Source organism: Streptomyces sp. NTD107 (assembly GCF_059510435.1).
Genome location: NZ_JCAJZV010000005.1, coordinates 186232 through 205053 on the forward strand (window position 1 = coordinate 186232; position 18822 = coordinate 205053).

The 18822-nt window shown below is 72.3% G+C and carries 22 protein-coding genes; 5 read left to right on the forward strand and 17 right to left on the reverse strand.

The features are described from left to right. The first annotated feature begins 7 nt into the window (after window positions 1–7). Window positions 8–1915, forward strand: a complete 1908-nt coding sequence (locus tag AC5WRL_RS13055; RefSeq protein ID WP_496088627.1) for an AfsR/SARP family transcriptional regulator — start codon at window positions 8–10, stop codon at window positions 1913–1915. On the opposite strand, the gene AC5WRL_RS13060 is transcribed toward AC5WRL_RS13055, so the two are convergent. From AC5WRL_RS13060 to AC5WRL_RS13090, 7 genes are all read right to left on the reverse strand, one after another. Beyond that, a complete protein-coding gene (locus AC5WRL_RS13060; protein WP_496088628.1) occupies window positions 1906–3171 on the reverse strand; it encodes a DUF3089 domain-containing protein in 1266 nt (421 codons plus the stop codon). The genes AC5WRL_RS13055 and AC5WRL_RS13060 overlap by 10 nt on opposite strands. Window positions 3172–3274: 103 nt before the next feature. Next, window positions 3275–3574 carry a hypothetical protein gene (locus AC5WRL_RS13065; protein WP_496088629.1) on the reverse strand — a complete coding sequence of 100 codons (300 nt, stop codon included), beginning with the start codon at window positions 3572–3574 and terminating at the stop codon, window positions 3275–3277. A 91-nt stretch (window positions 3575–3665) separates the two neighbouring features. Continuing rightward, window positions 3666–4412 (reverse strand): phosphotransferase family protein, encoded by a 747-nt coding sequence (locus AC5WRL_RS13070; RefSeq protein WP_496088630.1) that lies wholly within the window; start codon window positions 4410–4412, stop codon window positions 3666–3668. A gap of 112 nt (window positions 4413–4524) precedes the next feature. After that, window positions 4525–5184: a YdcF family protein gene (locus tag AC5WRL_RS13075; RefSeq protein WP_496088631.1), complete on the reverse strand. Its 660-nt coding sequence runs from the start codon at window positions 5182–5184 to the stop codon at window positions 4525–4527. 17 nt (window positions 5185–5201) lie between these two features. After that, on the reverse strand, window positions 5202–5417 hold the full coding sequence (locus tag AC5WRL_RS13080) for a DUF397 domain-containing protein (protein WP_496088632.1): 216 nt from the start codon (window positions 5415–5417) through the stop codon (window positions 5202–5204). A 52-nt stretch (window positions 5418–5469) separates the two neighbouring features. After that, entirely contained in the window at window positions 5470–5679 is a 210-nt protein-coding gene (locus AC5WRL_RS13085; protein ID WP_496088633.1) for a DUF397 domain-containing protein, read from the reverse strand. Next, window positions 5655–6626, reverse strand: coding sequence for a helix-turn-helix domain-containing protein (locus AC5WRL_RS13090; RefSeq protein WP_496088634.1), 972 nt, complete (start codon window positions 6624–6626; stop codon window positions 5655–5657). The genes AC5WRL_RS13085 and AC5WRL_RS13090 overlap by 25 nt, the downstream gene beginning before the upstream one ends. A 2-nt stretch (window positions 6627–6628) precedes the next feature. Between AC5WRL_RS13090 and AC5WRL_RS13095 the strand changes: the two genes are divergently transcribed. Then, window positions 6629–6877 (forward strand): hypothetical protein, encoded by a 249-nt coding sequence (locus AC5WRL_RS13095; protein WP_496088635.1) that lies wholly within the window; start codon window positions 6629–6631, stop codon window positions 6875–6877. Beyond that, on the forward strand, window positions 6874–7251 hold the full coding sequence (locus AC5WRL_RS13100; protein ID WP_496088636.1) for a hypothetical protein: 378 nt from the start codon (window positions 6874–6876) through the stop codon (window positions 7249–7251). The genes AC5WRL_RS13095 and AC5WRL_RS13100 overlap by 4 nt, the downstream gene beginning before the upstream one ends. 206 nt (window positions 7252–7457) lie before the next feature. Here the strand turns inward: AC5WRL_RS13100 and AC5WRL_RS13105 are convergent, their stop codons facing one another. The 4 genes from AC5WRL_RS13105 to AC5WRL_RS13120 form a co-directional block, all read right to left on the reverse strand. Next, window positions 7458–8447: an ABC transporter permease gene (locus AC5WRL_RS13105; RefSeq protein WP_496088637.1), complete on the reverse strand. Its 990-nt coding sequence runs from the start codon at window positions 8445–8447 to the stop codon at window positions 7458–7460. Then, window positions 8444–9328, reverse strand: a complete 885-nt coding sequence (locus AC5WRL_RS13110) for an ABC transporter ATP-binding protein (RefSeq protein WP_496088638.1) — start codon at window positions 9326–9328, stop codon at window positions 8444–8446. The genes AC5WRL_RS13105 and AC5WRL_RS13110 overlap by 4 nt, the downstream gene beginning before the upstream one ends. Then, a complete protein-coding gene (locus AC5WRL_RS13115; RefSeq protein ID WP_496088639.1) occupies window positions 9325–9756 on the reverse strand; it encodes a GntR family transcriptional regulator in 432 nt (143 codons plus the stop codon). Before AC5WRL_RS13115 ends, AC5WRL_RS13110 begins: the two co-directional genes overlap by 4 nt. A 114-nt stretch (window positions 9757–9870) precedes the next feature. Beyond that, the gene (locus AC5WRL_RS13120; protein ID WP_496088823.1) at window positions 9871–10698 is read right to left on the reverse strand and encodes a methyltransferase domain-containing protein; all 828 of its coding nucleotides are present in this window, start codon (window positions 10696–10698) and stop codon (window positions 9871–9873) included. Between the two features lie 126 nt (window positions 10699–10824). Between AC5WRL_RS13120 and AC5WRL_RS13125 the strand changes: the two genes are divergently transcribed. Continuing rightward, entirely contained in the window at window positions 10825–11889 is a 1065-nt protein-coding gene (locus AC5WRL_RS13125) for an MBL fold metallo-hydrolase (protein WP_496088640.1), read from the forward strand. 9 nt (window positions 11890–11898) lie between these two features. On the opposite strand, the gene AC5WRL_RS13130 is transcribed toward AC5WRL_RS13125, so the two are convergent. The 4 genes from AC5WRL_RS13130 to AC5WRL_RS13145 all read right to left on the reverse strand — a co-directional run bounded on the left by AC5WRL_RS13130 (window position 11899) and on the right by AC5WRL_RS13145 (window position 16508). Then, on the reverse strand, window positions 11899–13311 hold the full coding sequence (locus AC5WRL_RS13130; RefSeq protein WP_496088641.1) for a CD225/dispanin family protein: 1413 nt from the start codon (window positions 13309–13311) through the stop codon (window positions 11899–11901). Between the two features lie 165 nt (window positions 13312–13476). Continuing rightward, a complete protein-coding gene (locus tag AC5WRL_RS13135) occupies window positions 13477–14172 on the reverse strand; it encodes an ABC transporter ATP-binding protein (protein ID WP_496088642.1) in 696 nt (231 codons plus the stop codon). A 29-nt stretch (window positions 14173–14201) separates the two neighbouring features. Next, a complete protein-coding gene (locus AC5WRL_RS13140; RefSeq protein WP_496088643.1) occupies window positions 14202–15689 on the reverse strand; it encodes an ABC transporter permease in 1488 nt (495 codons plus the stop codon). A gap of 99 nt (window positions 15690–15788) precedes the next feature. After that, on the reverse strand, window positions 15789–16508 hold the full coding sequence (locus AC5WRL_RS13145) for a TetR/AcrR family transcriptional regulator (protein ID WP_496088644.1): 720 nt from the start codon (window positions 16506–16508) through the stop codon (window positions 15789–15791). A gap of 84 nt (window positions 16509–16592) precedes the next feature. Here AC5WRL_RS13145 and AC5WRL_RS13150 point away from each other — a divergent pair, with 84 nt between their 5' ends. Next, a complete protein-coding gene (locus AC5WRL_RS13150; protein WP_496088645.1) occupies window positions 16593–17060 on the forward strand; it encodes a DUF1330 domain-containing protein in 468 nt (155 codons plus the stop codon). 115 nt (window positions 17061–17175) lie between these two features. Here AC5WRL_RS13150 and AC5WRL_RS13155 read toward each other — a convergent pair whose 3' ends face one another. Together AC5WRL_RS13155 and AC5WRL_RS13160 are read right to left on the reverse strand one after the other, a co-directional pair. After that, window positions 17176–17793, reverse strand: coding sequence for a DedA family protein (locus AC5WRL_RS13155; RefSeq protein WP_496088646.1), 618 nt, complete (start codon window positions 17791–17793; stop codon window positions 17176–17178). A 14-nt stretch (window positions 17794–17807) separates the two neighbouring features. After that, on the reverse strand, window positions 17808–18596 hold the full coding sequence (locus tag AC5WRL_RS13160; protein WP_496088647.1) for an MBL fold metallo-hydrolase: 789 nt from the start codon (window positions 18594–18596) through the stop codon (window positions 17808–17810). Window positions 18597–18822: the final 226 nt, after the last annotated feature.

Consider the following 18822-nt stretch of genomic DNA (forward strand, 5'->3'; position numbering starts at 1 on the left):
TGACAGGGTGCGGGTGGACTTCTCGGTACTGGGGCCGGTCACGGCCCGCGACGGCGCCGGGCACCCGATCGACCTCAAGGGGCCCGCGCACCGCGCCGTCCTCGCCCGGCTGATCGTCGCCCGCCGCCGCGTCGTTCCCGTCCCGCGCCTGGTGGCCGACCTGTGGGAGGAACCGCCGGCCGGCGCCGTCCCGGCCCTGCGGACCTTCGTGGCCGCCCTGCGCCGCGCCCTGGAGCCGGACCGCCCGCCCCGCACCCCGGCCCGGCTGCTGGTCACCGAGGGCCCCGGGTACGCGCTGCGCGCCGACCCCGAGTCCGTCGACGCCCGGCGCTTCGAGGCCGCCGTCGCCGCGGCCACCGGCCCGGCCGCCCTGACCCGGGCCCTCGACCTGTGGCACGGCCCCGCCTACGCCGACTTCGCCGACGCGCCCTGGGCCCGTGCCGAACGCTCCCGGCTCGGCGAACTGCGACTGCACACGATCGAACGCCGCGCCGGCCTGCTGCTGGACGCCGGACACGCCGCCGAGGCGATCCCCGACCTGGACGCCCACACCACCGAGCACCCCTGGCGCGAGGACGCCTGGCGGCTGCTGGCGCTCGCCCTCTACCGCACCGGCCGCCAGGGCGACGCGCTGGCCGTGCTGCGCCGCGCCCGTACGCTGCTGGTCGAGCAGTTGGGCGTGGACCCGGGCCCGGCGCTGCGCCGGCTGGAGGCGGACATCCTCGCCCAGGCCGGGCAGCTGGACGGGGCGGACCCGGTGGCAGAGGTGTGGGAACGGGCGGCGGCGGCGTACGACCGTACGGTGGCCGGCGGTTCCCGGGCCCGGCTGGAGTCGACGGTCGGGCTGCTGCGCGAGCTGGCGGTGACCGGGGGCGGCGGCCTGCGGGAAGCCCGCAGCCATCGGGTCGCGGCCATCGCGGCGGCGGAGGAACTGGGCGACCCGGAGCTGACGGCGCGGGTGATCGGCGCGTACGACGTCCCCGCGATCTGGACCCGCGTCGATGACCCGGAGCAGGCCGCCCAGGTGGTCGCGGCGGCCGAACGCACCCTGGCCGCCCTGCCGCCCGGCACGCATCCGGCGGCCCGGGCCCGGCTGCTGGCCACCGTCGCCGTAGAAGTGCGCGGCACGGCGGAGGAACGCGGCCGGCGCGCCGCCCGGGAATCGGTGGAGCTGGCGCGTGATCTGGGCGATGCCCGGCTGCTCGCCTTCGCCCTCAACGGCCGGTTCATGCAGACCTTTGAGCGGGCGGGCCTGGCCGCGCGGCGGGACGAGACCGGCGCCGAGCTGATCGCGCTCGCGCAACGCCACGGGCTGCCGAACGACGAGATCCTCGGCCGGCTGATCCGCCTGCAATCGGGGTGCGCGCGGGGCGACTTCGCGGCGGCCGACGAACACGCGGCGGCGGCCGACCGGCTGGCGGAACGCCATGACCGGCCGCTGGTCGGCGTGTTCACCCAGTGGTACGCGGCGCTGAAGCTGGCCGAGACCGGCCCCGTACCGGAGGCGGCGGCGGCCTACCGGGCGGCGGCGGCCCGGCTCCCCGGGGCCGGCATGCCCGGGCTGGCCCGGGGCCTGCTCCCGCTGGCCCTGCTGACCCTGCGCGTCCGGCACGGCCTGCCCCTGGACGCGGGGGAGGGGACGGACTGGGGCCCGTACGCACCGTGGACCCGCCCCCTGCTCCTGCTGGCCCGGGAGCGCCGCACCGAAGCCGCCGCCGCGCTCCGTACCCTCCCGCCGCCGCCCCGCGATCTGCTGTACGAGGCGATGTGGTGCCTGACGGCGACGGCCGCCGAGACACTCGGCGACCGCCCCACGCTCCACCGGGCCCGCCACGAACTCGCCCCCGCCGCCGGTGAACTGGCGGGCGCGGGCAGCGGGCTGCTCACCCTGGGCCCGGTGGCCGACTACCTCTGACCGGCCCGCCAGGCCGCGCTCTGGGTCCGCGCCAGGTCTACGAGGTCGCCGAGCGCAACATTGAAGTCGGCGACATGCAGTCCGGAGAAGGAGGTCCGGGCGGAGGCCGGGAAGTGCGACAGGTCGCCGCTGATCTGGAGCCATTCGGCGCTGCCGGACGCGTCACCGGTACGGGCGCAGGCCCCGCTGATCGCGTCCGGATGGTGGGCGAACCCGGTGGGCAGCCGCGGCAGATCGTACCCGGCCAGGGGAATGCCGAGATGCCCGTTGGGGAAGAGCAGGTTCCCGCCCACCAACTGCCGTGTGGGCATGAGGAGATCGAGCGGTACGGGCACGTCCTGGGCCCGGTCCTGGAGCAGCGCGGCCGGGTTGACGCACACCAGCCGGTGCCCGGGCTGAACACCCGCCGCGACGACGGCGGGTACGGTGCCGTCCGGCTGGGCGAAGGAGAGATAGGACACGACGCACCCCACGGGAACGGGCGCGCCGCTCGCCCGCTCGCACACCGGGATGGTGTCGAACGTGCCGCCGGTGGCCGCGCCCTGCGGAACCTGGACGCCACCGCCGAGCAGCATGGCACCGATCAGGTGGTCCCGTACCTCCGGCCGGTGGTCGAACTCCCGCTGGAGCAGATCGGTGGCGGCGGCGGTCCCCTGCGAGTGCCCCAGCAGGATCACCCCGCGCCGCTCCCCGGTGGCCGGGTCGGTGTTGTGGTGCTGCCAGTACTCGTCCCACGCCTGCCGGATGTCGAGGAAGCCGGTGGACAGATCGGCGCCGTCCGGGCTGAGGATCGCGCCGAGGGCGAGCTGCGGCAGGGCGACCTGCCGGTAGACGGGGACGAACATCCGGCACACCTCGGCGAACCTGGCCGCCTGGGTGAGGGTCACGGCCTGGTGCACGTCGCCGCGCACGGGCGGCAGGGAGCCGATCTGGAGCAGGGGGTTGGGCAGCAGATCAACGGTCGGATAGATGTAGAAGCAGTCCACGGCGGGTGCTTCGGTCACCTCGAACGGCTCCCGCCCGTCCGGGCCGGTGGCGTCCAGCAGCCGGGTCGCGCCGCTGGGATACCGCGTCACCAGTTCGGTGCCACCACCGGTCGGCGTCCCGTCCGCCGCCTGCCCGCAGGCGTTGGCGGGCATCCCCGGCAGACAGAGCCAGACTGTTGTGTTGAGCGGCTGTACGAGGCCGGCCGCACCGGCGTCCGCCCGAGCCCCGGGGGTGAGCGCCAGCAGCAGCACCCCGATGATCCCGGACACCCATAAGGCCGACCTCCGGCATATGCCAAAAAGCATGCGATTCCTCCCGATCGACGAAAGGCGTACCTTCCCGCCACCGGGACCGCATATCCCTGATGAACCGTCAGCGCACCTGTGATGGTGGGCGTCGGCTCACCACCATCAGGAGAACGGCGATCAGCAGCAGCACGCTGCCGGTCAGAGTCCCGAACTGGCGGAGGTCGGGATCGTCGGCCGCCAGCAGCAGGGCCGCCTGCGAGGCCAGGGCGAAAGCGGCCAGCAACTGCGCCCACCCGAAGAGCCGGGGCCGGAGGACCGGCCGCCGGTTCCCGGGAACGATCCACCCCCGGGTGATGGCCGCCACCCCCGAGGCGACGAAGAGCAGAGCCACCAGGCCCAGAGGTATGGCTATGTAGAGCTTCACGACTTCTCCCCGCACACCGGACCCACGCCGGACACCCGCGTGATCATGTCACCCCCGGATGACGACGGGCACCTGCCGTTGCCGCGCGGCCTCACATCCGGGATTTCAGCACGTCGACCTCACAGCCCGGCGCGAACGGGTCGAAGCCGTGCTCGACCAGCCAGCGAACCCCCAGCAGGCTTCGCAACGACCACCACGCTCGGATCACGTCGAGGTCGACGTCGATGCCGTAACCGGCGATGACGTCGTCAAGGTGCTCCTGGTGTCCGAGCGTCAAGGTGGCCAGGTCGAACAGGGCATCGCCCCGGCCCGCCTCGGACCAGTCGATGATGCCGGTGACCTCGTCGCCGTCGACGAAGACGTGATCGATCTGTAGGTCGCCGTGCGTGAACACCGGAGTCCACGACCGGAGCGCGGCCTCGGCGAGCCGGCGGTTGCGGGTGACCAGGTCAGCGGGCAGGACACCGTTCGTCACGAGCGACTCGCACTCGCCGTCGAGTTCCGCCACCAACTCGTCAGGACCCCGGCGGCGCCGGCCGGCCCAGGGCGGCAACGGCGCCTCGTGCAGCTTCCGGATGGCGGCACCCGCCGCGGCCCACGCCGCCGCCGACGCGGTCGACGGCTCACCGAGACGGCCGAGCGCGGTCCCCGGCACGGCGGCGATCGCCAGCACGGGCGGCTTGCGCCACAGCACCATCGGTGTCGGGACAGGCGCGAGAGACATCGCCTCGACCTCGACGTCGATGCGCGCCTGATCGGCGTCCACCTTCAGGAACACATCACCGACACGCAGAGTCGCACGCTCGGAATGGGCGACGACGACTTTGACCTCATCCATGGGTGACCAGTATCCCGGGAACGATCGCCGACATCGCCGGGTTTCCGCGTGCGATGACGCGGCTGACCGCGTCCCGCTACCCAGCAGCCTCCAGGTCAAGCCCACCACGTCCTCAGCCCGGGGCAACCACGGCCAGCCGACTGATGAACCCACCCCGACACAACCGCCCGAACGCCGCCCGTACGTCCTCCGGTACGGGCTGGCTGATGAGGAAGCCCTGTTCGGGATAGATCATCAGCCGCTGGAGGGTGCCCACCAGCATGTCGATGACCAGCCGTTCGTCGCCGATGGACGCCACGTAGGCGTCGTACGTCAAGGGCGCGGACGCGCTGACGAACTCGACCTCCGGCCAGATCTTCCGCGCGGTGGCGTACGCGCGCCGCTCCTCGTACGGCTTGCTGATCAGCAGCGCCGATGAGACGTTGATGCCGGCATCGACGAGTGCGGCCCGCGAGAAGGAGATGTTCTCCCCGGTGTTGGACGCACGGGGCTCCACGAGGATCGCCCCCTCCGGAACCCCGAGCTCGATCGCCCGCTCCCGGTAGTGCACGGCCTCCCCACGCGGCATGCGCGCCCGCGTGGTCGGACTGTTCCCCCCGGTGAACAACACCACTGACGCCAGCCCCCGCCGATACATCCCCGCAGCGACGTCCGCGACCCCGATGTCATGACTCCCGAGCCCGACAACCACATCACACGGCCGTGGCTCATGCCCTAAGCGGTGATACCCCCATACGAGCTGGGCATCAGCCCGATCCGCCACCGAGATCATCCGCTGCCTTTCGCTGCTCAGATCCGCCCGGCGCGGATGTCCGCGACGAACGCCGACCACTGGGCGGAGCCGAAGGTGATGGTCGCGCCGTGGGGGTTCTTGCTGTCCCGGACGGGCAGGACGCCGGGGTGGCCGTCCGACACCTCAAGGCAGTCGCCGCCGTCCTGGTTGCTGTAGCTGGAGCGGCGCCATGTCGCGGCGCGGAGCTTGTGGGTTCGCTGTGGTGTCGCCATCGCACCGATTGTGGCCCTCGACGTCGCTGAGGGCCACAGGCTCGCTGCGCTATCAGAAGCGTCCGGCGCGGATCTGAGCCACGAAGGCCATCCATTCGGTGTTCCCGAAGATGATGGCGGGGCCGTTGGGGTTCTTGCTGTCCCGGACAGGGAGGATGCCGAGCTGGCCGTCTGCCACCTCAACACACTGCCCGCCATCTTGGTTGCTGTAGCTGGACCTGCGCCAAGTCGCGAAGCTCAAGTCGATTCGGGGGGAACGCATGGGAAGTCCTCCAACAACTGCTCAATGAACGCCACTGATTCCCGTGGCGACCACGCTAGGTCTCGCAGGCGATCGTAGGCCAGCCGCAGATGCTCAACCTCCCGGGCATCTTCGATCATCTCGCCGGAGTATCCCGTTTCTGTGTAGGCCACCGATCGCCCATTGGGCAGCCACATCAACATGGTGTCCGTGTTGGTGAGCCCATGGAAGCCAACAGCCATCGGAAGTACCTGAATCACTACGTGAGGCAGTCGGGTCATGTCCAGCAGGTGGGAGAGCAGAACCCGCCAGTCCTCCGCGTCCCGCAATGGCCTCCGCAACACGGACTCGTCCAGGATGGTCCGGAAGTCGGTCGGGTCGTCCCGGCTCAGAATCTCCTGACGGCTCATCCGGGCCGCGACCTGCTCCTCCAGATCGCCCTGCTTCCGCGATCGCGCCGCGCGCAGCAAGTCACGTGCGTACGCTTCCGTCTGAAGCAACCCGGGCAGATTGCTGACCGCGTAGTGTCGCATCACCGTGGCCTTCGCCTCCAGCTGCATGTAGCGCTGGTACTTGTCCCGGAACGCGCTGTCCCGGGCCAGCTCCCGTAGTTGGGACAGGTGGGGGGCCGTGCCGTAGAGGTCGTCCAGGGCGCGGATGACCTCGGGGCTGCCGAGGGTCTTGCCCGTCTCCATCTCGTGCAGGTACGTGTGATCGAACCGCACCTTCTGGCTCAGCTCGCGGTAGGACCAGCCTCGGTCGGCGCGCAGCCGCGCCTGTTCCTCCGCCAGCATCCTGCTGGCGGACGGTTTCCCCTGGTGGCCTGAAAACTGCTTCCTCGGTGGCATGGAAGTGCTCACTTCCCGTCGATGATTGCCGACTCCCGACAGCGATTCCCTGGTCACGGTAGGTGTTGCGGCGGCAAGCTGATGCTCGTTCAGCCCAACTCCCCACGAAAGGGTCATCATTCATGACATCGGAATCGGTCACCTCGGGCCGTATGGCCACGGCTGATCTCAGAGCGTCACGGGAGGCCGCGCAGAGTGCTGTTGACGAGCTTCAGGACGCGCTTGCCGCGCGTGGGGTGACGTTGCCGTCGTTGCAGGTGGATCTGCATACGTTCACCGGGTCGTCGGTGCGGCCCCTGGTCAGTCTGGGGCGGTGCACGCCCGAGGTGGCGCGGGCGTTGGCCGCCGAGGTGCGGCGGGGGGCGTCGTGAGCCGGGAGGGGGAGCGGGTGGTGCGGCAGTTGCGGGAGTTGCTCGCGTTGCTGGATGTTCCGCCGGTGTCCGTACAGGAGGTCAAGATCGGGACAGCCCCGCCGGTGATCAACATCCTCGGGATGCGGATGGGGGCCGCGCGGCGGTTGGGGGGTCAGTTGCTCGCGGGGGCCGTCCGGCGGCCGATGCTGGCGGGGATGGTGCTGTGGAGTGACCGGCAGGACTGTGTGGGTGAGGTGATGTTCGCCGGCGCGTACGGGCTGACCCTGGACCTGCGGTCCATCGGTGATCCCGATTATCAGTGGCGGTCGGACACCGCCGACCTGCGGCCGGCCCGGTTGCACGAGATCGACCGGGCCCGGGGGTTGTCGTGACCACGACCCCGTGCCGGCATCCGAAGCTGGTGAGGTGCCCGGAGGGGCGGCGGTGCAAGATCTGCGGGCGGCTGGTCTACATGAAGGGGACGGCCACCCTGCTTCTGGCTGGCGGTGCTGGTCGGGTCGTTCGTGCTGCTGGTGGTGCGGACCGCCGGTGTCAGGTGAGTTGAGGGCCGGTCCCCGCGCGGGGACCGGCCCGTCCCTCACGTGAGGTGGCGGATCCGGCGCAGGGCCAGGAACACCAGCAGGGCGGTGAGGGCGAGGAAGAGGCCCGTTTCGATGGTCTGGAAGATCCAGAAGCGGTCACCGGGCTGGTACAGCACCCAGTTGTACGAGCCGGGGCCGAGCCCCTGGGACTCCAGGCCGCTCATGCAGGAGTCGAGTTCTCCCTCGGGGGCGCAGTTCACCGACAGGCCGTCCAGTACGAGGTTGCCGTCTGCGTCGCGCAGGCCCTGGCTGATGACCCAGTCGCCGGCGGCCGGGTTGGGTCCCTCGGTGCTAGCCAGGTCGAACGTGAGTGTCTTGGCCGGCATGAAGCGTTCGCGCAGCAGGGTCTCGACGCCGATGCGTACGGCGGCGAAGCCCGCCAGGGAGACGGCCATGGCGGGCAGCACCCGGCGGAAGAGCGTACCGGCGAAGATGCCCAGGGCCACCGCGAACAGGGTGTAGCCGATCGGCGCGATGCCCTGGACGTCGAACCAGATGTAGCCGAGCCGTCCGCCGCCGTTGGCGGCCAGCGGCTCGTGCCACCAGGACACTCCCAGCGCGTACGCCACCGCGAGGAGCGTGGTGACGGCGCCCACCAGCCCGAACTTGACGAGCGCCCAGCGCAGTCGGCTGACGCCCTGGGTCCAGACGAACCGGTGGGTGCCGTGCTCGATCTCGCGGGCGATCAGCGGCGCGCCGAAGAACAGACCCACCAGCAGCGGCAGGATGACGAAGAGGATGCCGACGAACGACAGAGAATTGAACTCGTTGTGGAACTGCATGCTCAGCGGACCGCAGCTCTCCGCCCGCGTGTTGGCGCCGGGCGAGTCGCTGCCCATGGCGGCGAGGCAGTCCGCCAGGCCGGAGTCGTGGAAGGCGTTGTGCATCCGCAGGCCGGTGGGGAGCATGATCGCGGCGAGTACGGCGAGCCCCGCCACGGCGTACAGGAACTGCTTGTGGTGCTGCTTCCAGGCGAGCCAGATCATGCGGTCGCTCCCGTCGCGATGTGGGCCAGGATCACGTCTTCGAGGGTGACCTCATGCTGGGTCCAGGCCGGATCGGCGATGGGGCCGGTACCGGGCCGGGTGCGGACGAGCATCGTGGACTGGCGGTCGGTGTGGCGGGCGTTGAGGACCTGTGCCACGCCGGGCGGGAGGGCGTCCGTCTCCGTACGGGGGCCGACCAGCGTGCGGTGCTGGTCGAGCAGGTCGTCGATGGCGCCGGTCAGTTGGACGTGCGCCTTGCGCAGCACGATCAGGTAGTCGCAGGTCCGTTCCAGGTCGGCGACCAGGTGCGAGGACAGCAGCACGGTGGTGTCGCTCTCGCTGACCACGCCCATCAGGGTCTGCATGAACTCGCGGCGGGCGAGCGGGTCCAGGGCGGCGACCGGTTCGTCGAGGAGCAGCAGCCGAGGGCGCTTGGCCAGGGCCAGCGCGAGGGCCACCTGGGCGCGCTGGCCGCCGGAGAGTTTGCCGACGGGGCGGCCGGGTGGGATGTCGAGTTGGGCGATGCGGTCGCGGGCGAAGGCGGCGTCCCAGCGGCGGGTGTTGAGTTTGCCGCCCAGTGTGATGAGATCGGTGGCGCTGAACTCGCGGTAGAGCGGGGTGTCCTGGGCGACGAAGCCGATGTCGGGCAGGACGTCGGCGTTCTGGTGCGGGGTGCGGCCGAAGACGCGTACCTCGCCGGCGTCGGGGCGCAGCAGGCCCACGGCCAGGTGCAGCAGGGTGGATTTGCCGGCCCCGTTCGGGCCGACCAGCCCGGCTATCCGGCCGGCCGGGAGCCGGACGGTGCAGTCCTCCAGCGCCCAGGCGCGTCGGTAGCGCTTCCCGAGGGCGCTGGTGGCCAGCGCGATGTCGTCGTCTGTCATGAGGCGGTGTCCTTGGGTGGCGATGGCGGCGGCGCCGTGTCGGGTGTCGCGCGCAGGGTGGTGTCGATGAGAGCGGCGATGTCGTCGTGGCCGAGGCCGGCGGCCCGCGCCTTGTGCAGCCAGCCGACCAGGTCCGCGCGCAGTTCGGCGTGGTGGGCCACGGAGGGGCCGGCCAGCGTACGGACGAGGAAGGTGCCCACGCCCGGGCGGCCTTCGGCCAGCCCCTCCAGTTCGAGTTCGCGGTACGCCTTCAAGACCGTGTTCGGGTTGATCGCCAGCGACTGGGCCACCTGCCGTACCCGGGGCAGCTGATCGCCGGGCTGGGCCATGCCGACCCGGAGCGCCTGCTTCACCTGCAACACCAGCTGCATGTAGGTGGCCACTCGCGAGCGGCCGTCGAGCACGAACTCGATCACGTCTTCTCCCATTGTCTTACGACAGTAAGACAGCATTCTCGTGACGGACTGATGTGTCAAGTCTGTATGTCCTACGACACTAAGACAGCTCGCGCGCCCCTGCGCGCCCCTGCGCACCCCGCGCACTCACACCCGGCACAGCGCCTCACCGTTGAGCACCGCGAACCAGCCGTCCGGCGCCCCGCCCCACTCGCGCCACGCCGCCGCGATCCGCTCCAGATCGGCCCGGGTGGCGTACCCGCCGGCGACGGCGCGGTCGGCGTACGAGGAGGCGGTGGTACGTTCCGCCCACAGCTCGCTCCACCAGGTACGCTCCTGCGCGGTCGCGAACGTCCAGGCCGTCGCCGAGGAACGGATGTCCCCGTCCGCGAAGCCCGCCCCCCGGGCCCAGGACAGCAGCCGGCGGCCCGCGTCCGGCTCGCCGCCGTTGGACCGCGCCACCCTCCGGTACAGCGCCAGCCACTCCTCCAGGCCCGGCACCCGCGGATACCAGGTCATCGCCGCGTAGTCGGCGTCCCGTACCGCCACCACCCCGCCCGGCCGGGTCACCCGGCGCATCTCGCGCAGCGCCGTCACCGGGTCCGGCAGATGCTGCAACACCTGGTGTGCGTGGACCACGTCGAAGGAGCCGTCCCCGTACCCCAGCCGCAGCGCGTCGCCCGTCTCGAAGCGGATGCCAGCCGCCACGCCGCGCGCCTCCGCCGCCGCCCGCGCCTGCTTCAGCACGCCGGCCGCCGCGTCCAGTCCGATCACCTCGCCGCCGCTGCCCGGTGTCGCCACCCGGGCCGCCAGATCGGCGGTGATGGTGCCGGGACCGCAGCCCACGTCCAGCAGCCGCTGGCCGGGCCGCAGCTCGGGCAGCAGATAGCCGGCCGAGTTCTCGGCGGTGCGCCAGCGGTGCGAGCGCAGGACGGAGTCGTGGTGGCCGTGGGTGTACGTCGCGTCGTTCGGCATCGTCATGGCGGCAGTCTGCTCGCCGTCTCGAATAGTGAGCAATATCCATCCGAAATGTGGACGAGGTGTCTGCCGCTTCACCATGACGGACCACCGGAATTGCCGTCCCCGGCCACCTCACCCTGTATGGAGACAGCACCCGGGAGGCCCCGTATGACCGAACCGCACGCCCCCGCCCAGCGCGCCCCGCGCCCGCTGGGCGAACGCCGCACCTGGCCGCGCAGCTTCACGGACCGGCTCACCAGCCCCCGCCCCGGGCTCACCGCCCTGCTGCGCGCCGCCCGGGCGAACGGAGGGCTGCGGCCGGGCCCCGACGCCCTGCGGCAGACCGCCGATCTGCCCTACGCCCCGGCACCGCTGCCCGAGGCCGACCCGGGCGCCCTCGCCGTCACCTGGGCCGGACACGCCAGCTGGGTGATCCGCATCGGCGGCCTCACCGTGCTCACCGACCCCGTGTGGTCGCGCAAGATCCTCGGCACCCCGGCCCGCGTCACCCCGCCCGGGGTGGCCTGGGAGGACCTGCCGCCCGTCGACGCCGTCGTCATCTCCCACAACCACTACGACCACCTCGACGCGCCCACCCTCAAGCGGCTGCCCCGCGCCACGCCCCTGTTTGTACCGGCCGCGCTCGCCCCCTGGTGCCGGCGGCGCGGATTCATCCGGGTCACCGAGCTGGACTGGTGGGAGGCCGCCGAACTGCCCGCGCCGGACGGCCGGGCCGCCGCCGTACGGTTCGACTTCGTCCCCGCGCACCACTGGTCGCGGCGCGGCCTGGCCGACACCTGCCGCACCCTGTGGGGCGGCTGGGTGCTCACCGCCCGCACCGGGCGGCGGGTGTACTTCGCGGGGGACACCGGCTACGGGCACTGGTTCACCGAGATCGGCGCCCGCTACCCGGGGATCGATCTGGCGCTGCTGCCCATCGGGGCGTACGCGCCGCGCCGGCTCCAGCAGCCCGTGCACACCGATCCGGAGGAGGCCGTCGCCGCCTGCCAGGACGTCGGTGCCACCCGGATGGCCCCCATGCACTGGGGCACCTTTCTGCTCTCCTCCGAGCCGCCGCTGGAGCCGCTGGACCGGGTGCGCGCCGCCTGGGCCGCGGCCGGCCGGCCACGCCAGGACCTGTGGGACCTCCCGATCGGCGCCTCCCGTGTCCTGGAGGAGGGCGCCCGGGAGGCGCGCGGTTTCTAGCCGACGCACTTACGGCCGGGGGGAGTTCGCTTCCGGCTCAGCTTCCGGCTGCGCTTCCGCGCCGCGTGCGACGTCCAGCAGGGATTCGGCCGCGGCGCGCATGCGGTGCTTGCGCAGGTCCAGGACCGGGGACCGGTTCGACAGGCCGTGGGCCGCCAGCAGGTTCATCAGGGACCAGATCACGTCGGGGCGTCCGGTCAGGGGGAGTTCGCGGCCGTCGGGGGTGATGACCTTGGCCTCGGAGGTTCCGGCGAGGAGGTTGGTACGGGGCCAGTCCACGATGTACGACCGGCTGCCCGGTTCGGCGTAGAGGACGACGTCCCGGGTGCGGTGCAGGACCGCGAGGTAGTTCAACGGCACCGTCAGCCGGCGGGCCGCGTCGAACGGGGGTGTGCCGTCGGCGGGATGGACGCGCAGCACGGTGTCGAGGACCGGGCCGTGGTCCTGGAAGGTGGTCCTGCCCCGCATCTGGAGGAACCGGCCGCGCACCAGCACGCCGCCGCGGCGCGACCAGCGGCGTCCGACCGAGCCGAACGCCGCCGCGTCGCCCGGGAGATCGTCGACGATCCACCGGGACTCCTCGCCCGGTTCGGTCACCGGCGCCCGGTCCTCGGGGAAGGACCGGTCCTGATCGGCGGCGGCGAGATAACCGGCGGCCGTACGGTCGTCCAGCCGGCGCAGGTCGATGGTGTCGCCGGTCATCTCGACGCCGCCGGCCGCCCGCGAGACCCGCATCTGGCGCAGCAGGCGGACGGGGCGCCGGGTCACATCGGCCGTCCGGCCTTCGAGGTCGATCACCCGCAGGGTACGGGTGCCCGCCAGCATGGCGCTGGAGGGCCACCGGTGGGTGATGGTGGCGGGGACGGTGGGGGAGACGAGGACGGCCAGCCGGCCCGCCGTGACGGCGGACAGGCACAGGGCCGGTACGCGCCACTCGCCGGTGGTCTCGAACTCACCCGCGCCGCCGGCCTCCTCGTGGTCGTACACGCGCAGCTTCATCCGGATCAGCGGCGTGAACTCGTCGGGGGTGTAGTCGCCGTAGTGGGTGGTGTAGGTGGCCTCGCCGTCGGGGCTGTAGTGCGCCAGGGACGCCTCCAGGACGTCCGCCCGCACCAGCCGTGCCTGCGGGTGGCTCTTGGGGGGCGTGGGTGCCCACATCACGAAGGTGTCGTCCCCGTAGGAGACGCCGTCGTCCGCCGCCCGGTCCCGGCGGGTGATCCGGGGGAACGCGCTCCGCGCGCTCTTGCGGGCCGAGAAGGGGATGACGGCCGTCCAGACCAGCCCGACGACGAGGGCGATCCAGGCCCAGTTCTCGCCCTCCTGCCAGGCGGTCCAGGCCACGGCCAGGGCGATCGGGCCCGGAATGCAGCAGATCGTGGCGAATATCAACTGTCCCGTCAGCACACTGGTATAGCTCCGCATGGCCCCCGCCTCATCCTCGTTCCGCCGGCGCGTCCGCCCGCCCGCTGAGCGAGAACATAACCCGCGCTGATCCCGATGGATACGGGTTGCCCGCCACCAGCCATCGGGATCACCGCCGGATGTGCCGCCGGGCGCGGCCGGGCGCGGCCGGCGCGCCGCCCGGGCTCAGCCGGCGCCGGTCTGCCGCGACCGCTCCCGCACTGTCACCCGGCCCCCCGCGATCCGGGCCACCCGCTCCGCCCCACGGGCGATCGCGCTGTCGTGAGTGACCATCACGAAGGTCAGTCCCAGCTCCCGCCACTGGGTCTCCAGCACCTCCATCACCTCGTCCCGGGTGGACTCGTCCAGATTGCCGGTCGGTTCGTCCGCCAGCAGGACGCGGGGACGCTTGGCCAGTGCCCGGGCGATCGCCACCCGCTGCTGCTGGCCGCCGGACAGCTCGCCGGGCAGATGCCCCATCCGTTCCGCCAGGCCCACCGACTCCAGGGCCTCGGCAGCCCGTTGCCGGCGCTCGGCGGCGCCGAGACCGAGCGGGGCCAGTGCCGTCTCCACGTTCTCCCGTGCCGAGAGGGTGGGGATCAGATTGAAGCTCTGGAAGACGAAGCCGATCTGCTCCGCTCGCAGCCGGGTCAGCTTCGCCTCGGACAGGCCGGTCAGATCGGTGCCGTCCAGCACCACCGACCCGCCGGTCGCCCGGTCGAGTCCGCCGAGCAGTTGGAGGAAGGTGGACTTGCCGCCTCCGGTGGGCCCCTGGACGACGAGCCTGCCGCCGGTGGGGACCGTCAGTGACACCCCGTCCAGGGCGGCGACGGTGGACTTGCCGCGCCGGTAGTGCTTGGTGACATCGGTGAGTTCGTACATGGTCGGGCCTCCGTCAGGCGCAGGGGTCGTCAGGCGATGCGCCGCAGCGCGTCGGCGGGGCGCAGCCGGGCGGCGCGCCAGGCGGCGAAGGCACCGGCGGTCAATCCGCCCGCCACCGCCAGGGTTACGGCCAGCAGCAGCATGGACAGGCTCACCGGGGCGGTCAGCCCGATGTCCAGGGATTGCGCTCCGGCGGCGGCGTCACCGCCGATGCCGCCGGGCCCCATCGGCCCGCCCGGGCCGCCCGGCATCCCGCCGCCGGCCCCACCGCCGGTACTGGTGATCTCCGCGGTGAGCCCCGGCCGGATCCAGGTGATGACGCGGGTGACGGCGAGGCCGAGGGCCAGGCCCAGGGCGCCTCCGGCCAGTCCGGTCACCAGGGACTCGCTCATCACCTGCCGGGTGACCCGGCCCCGGCTCCAGCCGAGCGCCTTGAGGGTGCCGATCTCCCGGATCCGCCGGTTGACGGCGGAGGTGGCCAGCATCCCGGCCACCAGGAACGCGGTGAGCAGCACCAGATACGACAGCCACCGGCCCACCCCCTCGGCGAGATCGGCGGAGGTGGCCAGCGAGCCGGACACCTGATCGGCCAGATCGTCGGCGGTGGTGACCTCGGTGCCCGTCACCTGTTCGCCGATGGCGGTACTGATGGCGTCCAGTTGCTGGGAGTCGGCGGCCTGGACGTAGACCTTGCTGACCACGTCCTCGTTGCCGGAGAGGGTCTGGGCGGTGGCCAGCGGCAGATAGACGTCGGCGGCCGGGTCCCCCGAGGGGGTGGTGAACAGGCCGATGACCTCGAAGTCGGTGCCCTTGACGGTGAGGGTGTCGCCGACGCCCAGTTCCTCCTGGGCGGCGTAGTCGGCGGTCAGCAGGACGGCCTGGGCGTCCGTCTCGTCCGCGGTGAACGTACGGCCCTCGGTGAGTTCGACGGTGCTGAGCGGCCCGATGCCGGGCTTGCCGACGTCGGCGCCGAAGAGCGTGTACTGGTTGAGCCCGAACGCCGCTCCGCCACCGCCGATCTCCGGCCGGTCCGAGCCGCCGTCGCCGGGCGGCCCGCCGGGGGTGGCCCCGGATGCGGCGCCGCCCTCAAGGAACTCGCCAGGTTCGAAGCTGCCGTTGATCCCGATCAGCCGCAGCCCGAGTCCGCCGGCCGCTTCCGACACGCCGTCGATGCCGGCGATCCGCGTCACGTCGTCGGCGGCCAGACCGTCCGTCATGCCGTCGAGGACCAGCAGATCGCTGCTCTGCTCCTCGCCGGCCGCGGCGTCGAACTCGAACCGGGGCATCCGGCCGCCGCCGTCCTCGCCGCGCTGCTGCGGATCGAAGGTCTTGCTCACGGTGATGTCGGTGCCGATGCCGTACAGCGAGGCCACTGCCTCGTCCTGGGCCTTGCGCATGCCGGCCGAGACCGAGTTGACGATGAGGACCAGGGCGATGCCCAGGGCAAGTCCCGAGGCGATGACGAGATGTACCTTGCCACGGCGCGTCATCTCGCGTCGGAGATACGTGAGGATCATGCCCGGCAAGCTAGGTACGACGCATGAGTCAGGTCTGAGGATTGTATGAGAGGAAGATGAGGAAGGGCGGGGGATCAGGCTCCCCGGCAGCGGTGGGGGTCAGCCGGTGGGTGGCGTCAGGCCCAGGGAGCGGATCAGATCCAGCATGTCCGCCCGGTACAGGGCGGCGGGCCGGTGGGAGACCGCGCGGAGATGGCCGTGGATCTCCAGCGCCACCAGGCCGTGCATCCGGCCCCACACGCGCAGCGCCAGCGCGGCGGCGGCGGGGGGCACTTCGCCGCTCTCGTCCTGGAGCTTCGCCAGGAACTCGGGCGGGAAGTCCGACCAGGTGACGTCGTCCGGCTGGAGGTGGCGGGCGTACGGCCAGGCGTCGGCCACCAGCCGGGTGAGCCCGCCGCAGATCCGCCGGGACGCCCGCTCCACGGGGCCGTCCTCGGGCGGTTGATAGCCGGGTACGGGGTCGCCGTAGAAGAGCCGGAACCCTTCGGGGTTGGCCAGCGCCCACTCGCGCATGGCCAGCGCCCAGGCGAGCAGCCGGCCGCCCGCGTCGCCGGGCGGCACCGCGTCGCGGGCGGCCTCCACGGTGTCGGCGAGGTCGCCGGCGATGCCGCCGGTGAGGTCGGTGATCAGGTCGTCGCGGGTGGCGAAGTAGCTGTAGATGGCCCGGGGGGTCATGCCCATCTCGCGGGCGATGCCGCGCAGCGAGATCGCCCCGGGGCCGCCCTCGGCCATCTGGGCCAGCGCGATCGTCTTGATCTCCCGGGTGGTGTCGGCCCGCAGCCGCTCCCGGCGGCTCATGGTCGTGGTCTGCTCGCTCACCTTGACAGGTTACAGCGGTGTATTAGTCTTCGGCGAAGTAAAAGTACACGCCGTGTAGTAAATGCCCAGCGAAGAGGTACGCCCATGCCCGCCTATGTGATCGTCGATGTCCAACTGCTGGACGACGAGCTGTCCCGGCAAGCAGCCCTCGCCTACAGCGAGGTGGCCATCCCCTCGATCCTCGACCACGGTGGCCGCTACCTCGTCGGCGGACCCACCCCCGAGGCCGTCGAGGGAACCTGGGACTCCTCCCGGCTGATCATCCTCGAATTCCCGGACCTGGACCGGATCAGGCAGTGGTACGACTCACCCGCCTACACCCGCGCCCGCGAGATCCGCAAGGACGCCATGCACCTGCGCGTCCTCTTCGCCGAAGGCGCCGGCCAACTCCCCGCTCCGCAGAGCCCCGAGCAGCGCGCAGCCGCCGCGACGGCCGCTGAACGGGAGTCCCGGGACCAGGCGCGAGAGCCGGACGAGCGGCCGGCGGCCGTCGACCCGAGCGGGCGCGATGGCCACCGGCAGAGACCCGATCCGGGCGCCGCCGCGTGGTGACCGGTGGCCGCGTGGCCGACGGTCGCCAACCGGCGCGGACCCCGAACCGGTCCGCCACCGGTACGACGGCACCACCGGTCACACCGCCGCGCCGGGTGAGCGGCGCCCGCCGGTATCAACGCCCCCGGGAAGCCGCCGCCCGCCGCCACAGCGGCGGCGTGATCGCGAACAGCAGCGCCAGCACCACCGCCGCCAGCACCCCCTGCCAGGCATGCGGGAACAGCGCCCCGCCCAGCAGACCGATCAGCTGATACGTCGCCGCCCACGCCAGCGCCGCCGGGAAACACCCGCGCAGATACGCCGCCAGCGGCATCCGCGCCAGCAGCGCCGCCAGCATCACCGGGATCCGCCCCGCCGGCACCAGCCGGGACACCACCAGCACCACCGTGCCGCGCTCCGCCAGCTGCCGCTGCGCCCGCCGCACCGCTCCCGGCGCGGCCTGCTCCCGGAGCCGACCCAGCCAGCGCGAGCCGCCCCGCCCCAGCGCGTACAGCAGCGTGTCCCCGCCGAACGCCGCCAGCGACGCCACCGCGAACACCAGCGCCGAGAACACCACCGGATCGCTGTGATGGAACGCCACCGCCCCCGCCGAGCTGACCAGCGCGCCCGTCGGTATCACCGGCACCAGCGACCCCACCAGAACCAGCAGAAACAGCGACGGCAGCCCGATCGCCTGCTCGGTGCTCTCCGGAGCCACCACCCCGGGCGTCGCCGCCAGCGGTATCAGCGGCATCAGCGGAGCCTGGCTCACTCCGCCCCCGCCACCCGCACCGGCACCCGTACCCGCTCCCCGTGCCCCAGCAGATGCACCCGCACCCCCGGCGCCAGCCGCGCCGCGTGCCGTACGAACTCGTCGCCCGGCGCGTGGAACTCATGCGGTCGCACCCCCGCGAGACCCAGCGGCCAGAACGTCCCGAAGTGCACCGGCACCGCGTGCCCGGGCCGCAGCCGGGCCAGCGCCCGCGCCGCCCGCTCCGCGTTCAGATGACCGTGCCCAAGACCCGGACCCCAGCCACCCACCGGCAGCAGCGCGGTGTCCACCGGACCCGTCTCCCGCGCCATCCCCTCGAAGAGCCCGGTGTCGCCCGCGTAGTACGTACGCGACTCGCCCTCCACCACATAGCCCAGCGCCGACACCCGGCGCGGCCCCACCGGCAGCCGCCGCCCGTCGTGCGCCGCCGGCACCGCCCGGATCGTCACCGGACCGAACGGCAGCGACTCACCCGGCGTCATCTCGTACACCGGCAGCCGCGCCGCCAGCCGCCGCAGCCCCGGCACCGCCCGCACCGCGCCGCGCGGCAGCACCAGCGGGGTGCCGTACGCCAGCCGCGCCAGCGACCGCAGATGCAGATGATCCGCGTGCAGATGCGACACCAGCACCACATCGGCCAGCAGCGCACCGGCAGGCGGCGCAGCCCCGCGCCGCCGCCACAGATGGGCGCAGCGCCGGGTCACCAGCGGATCGGTCAGCACCGCCACCCCGGAGTCCCGGATGGTGGCGGTGGCGTGGCCCCACCAGGTGATATCCACCGGCACAGGAACTCCTCCCACCCGTCCGGACGTACTTCCGTTACCGGAAGCCTACGTGTGTTTGCCCGGTGACGTCCGCCCGGTACGCACCGGCCACCCGGGCAGGATGGACGGCACGGAAGCGGTACGGAAGCGGCATCAGCGGCACGAGCGACGGGAGGGCCCGGAGGTGGCAGGGGTACGGAGCGGGGGCGCGGCGCTGCTGCGGGTGCTCGCGGTGTGGGCCGTCAGC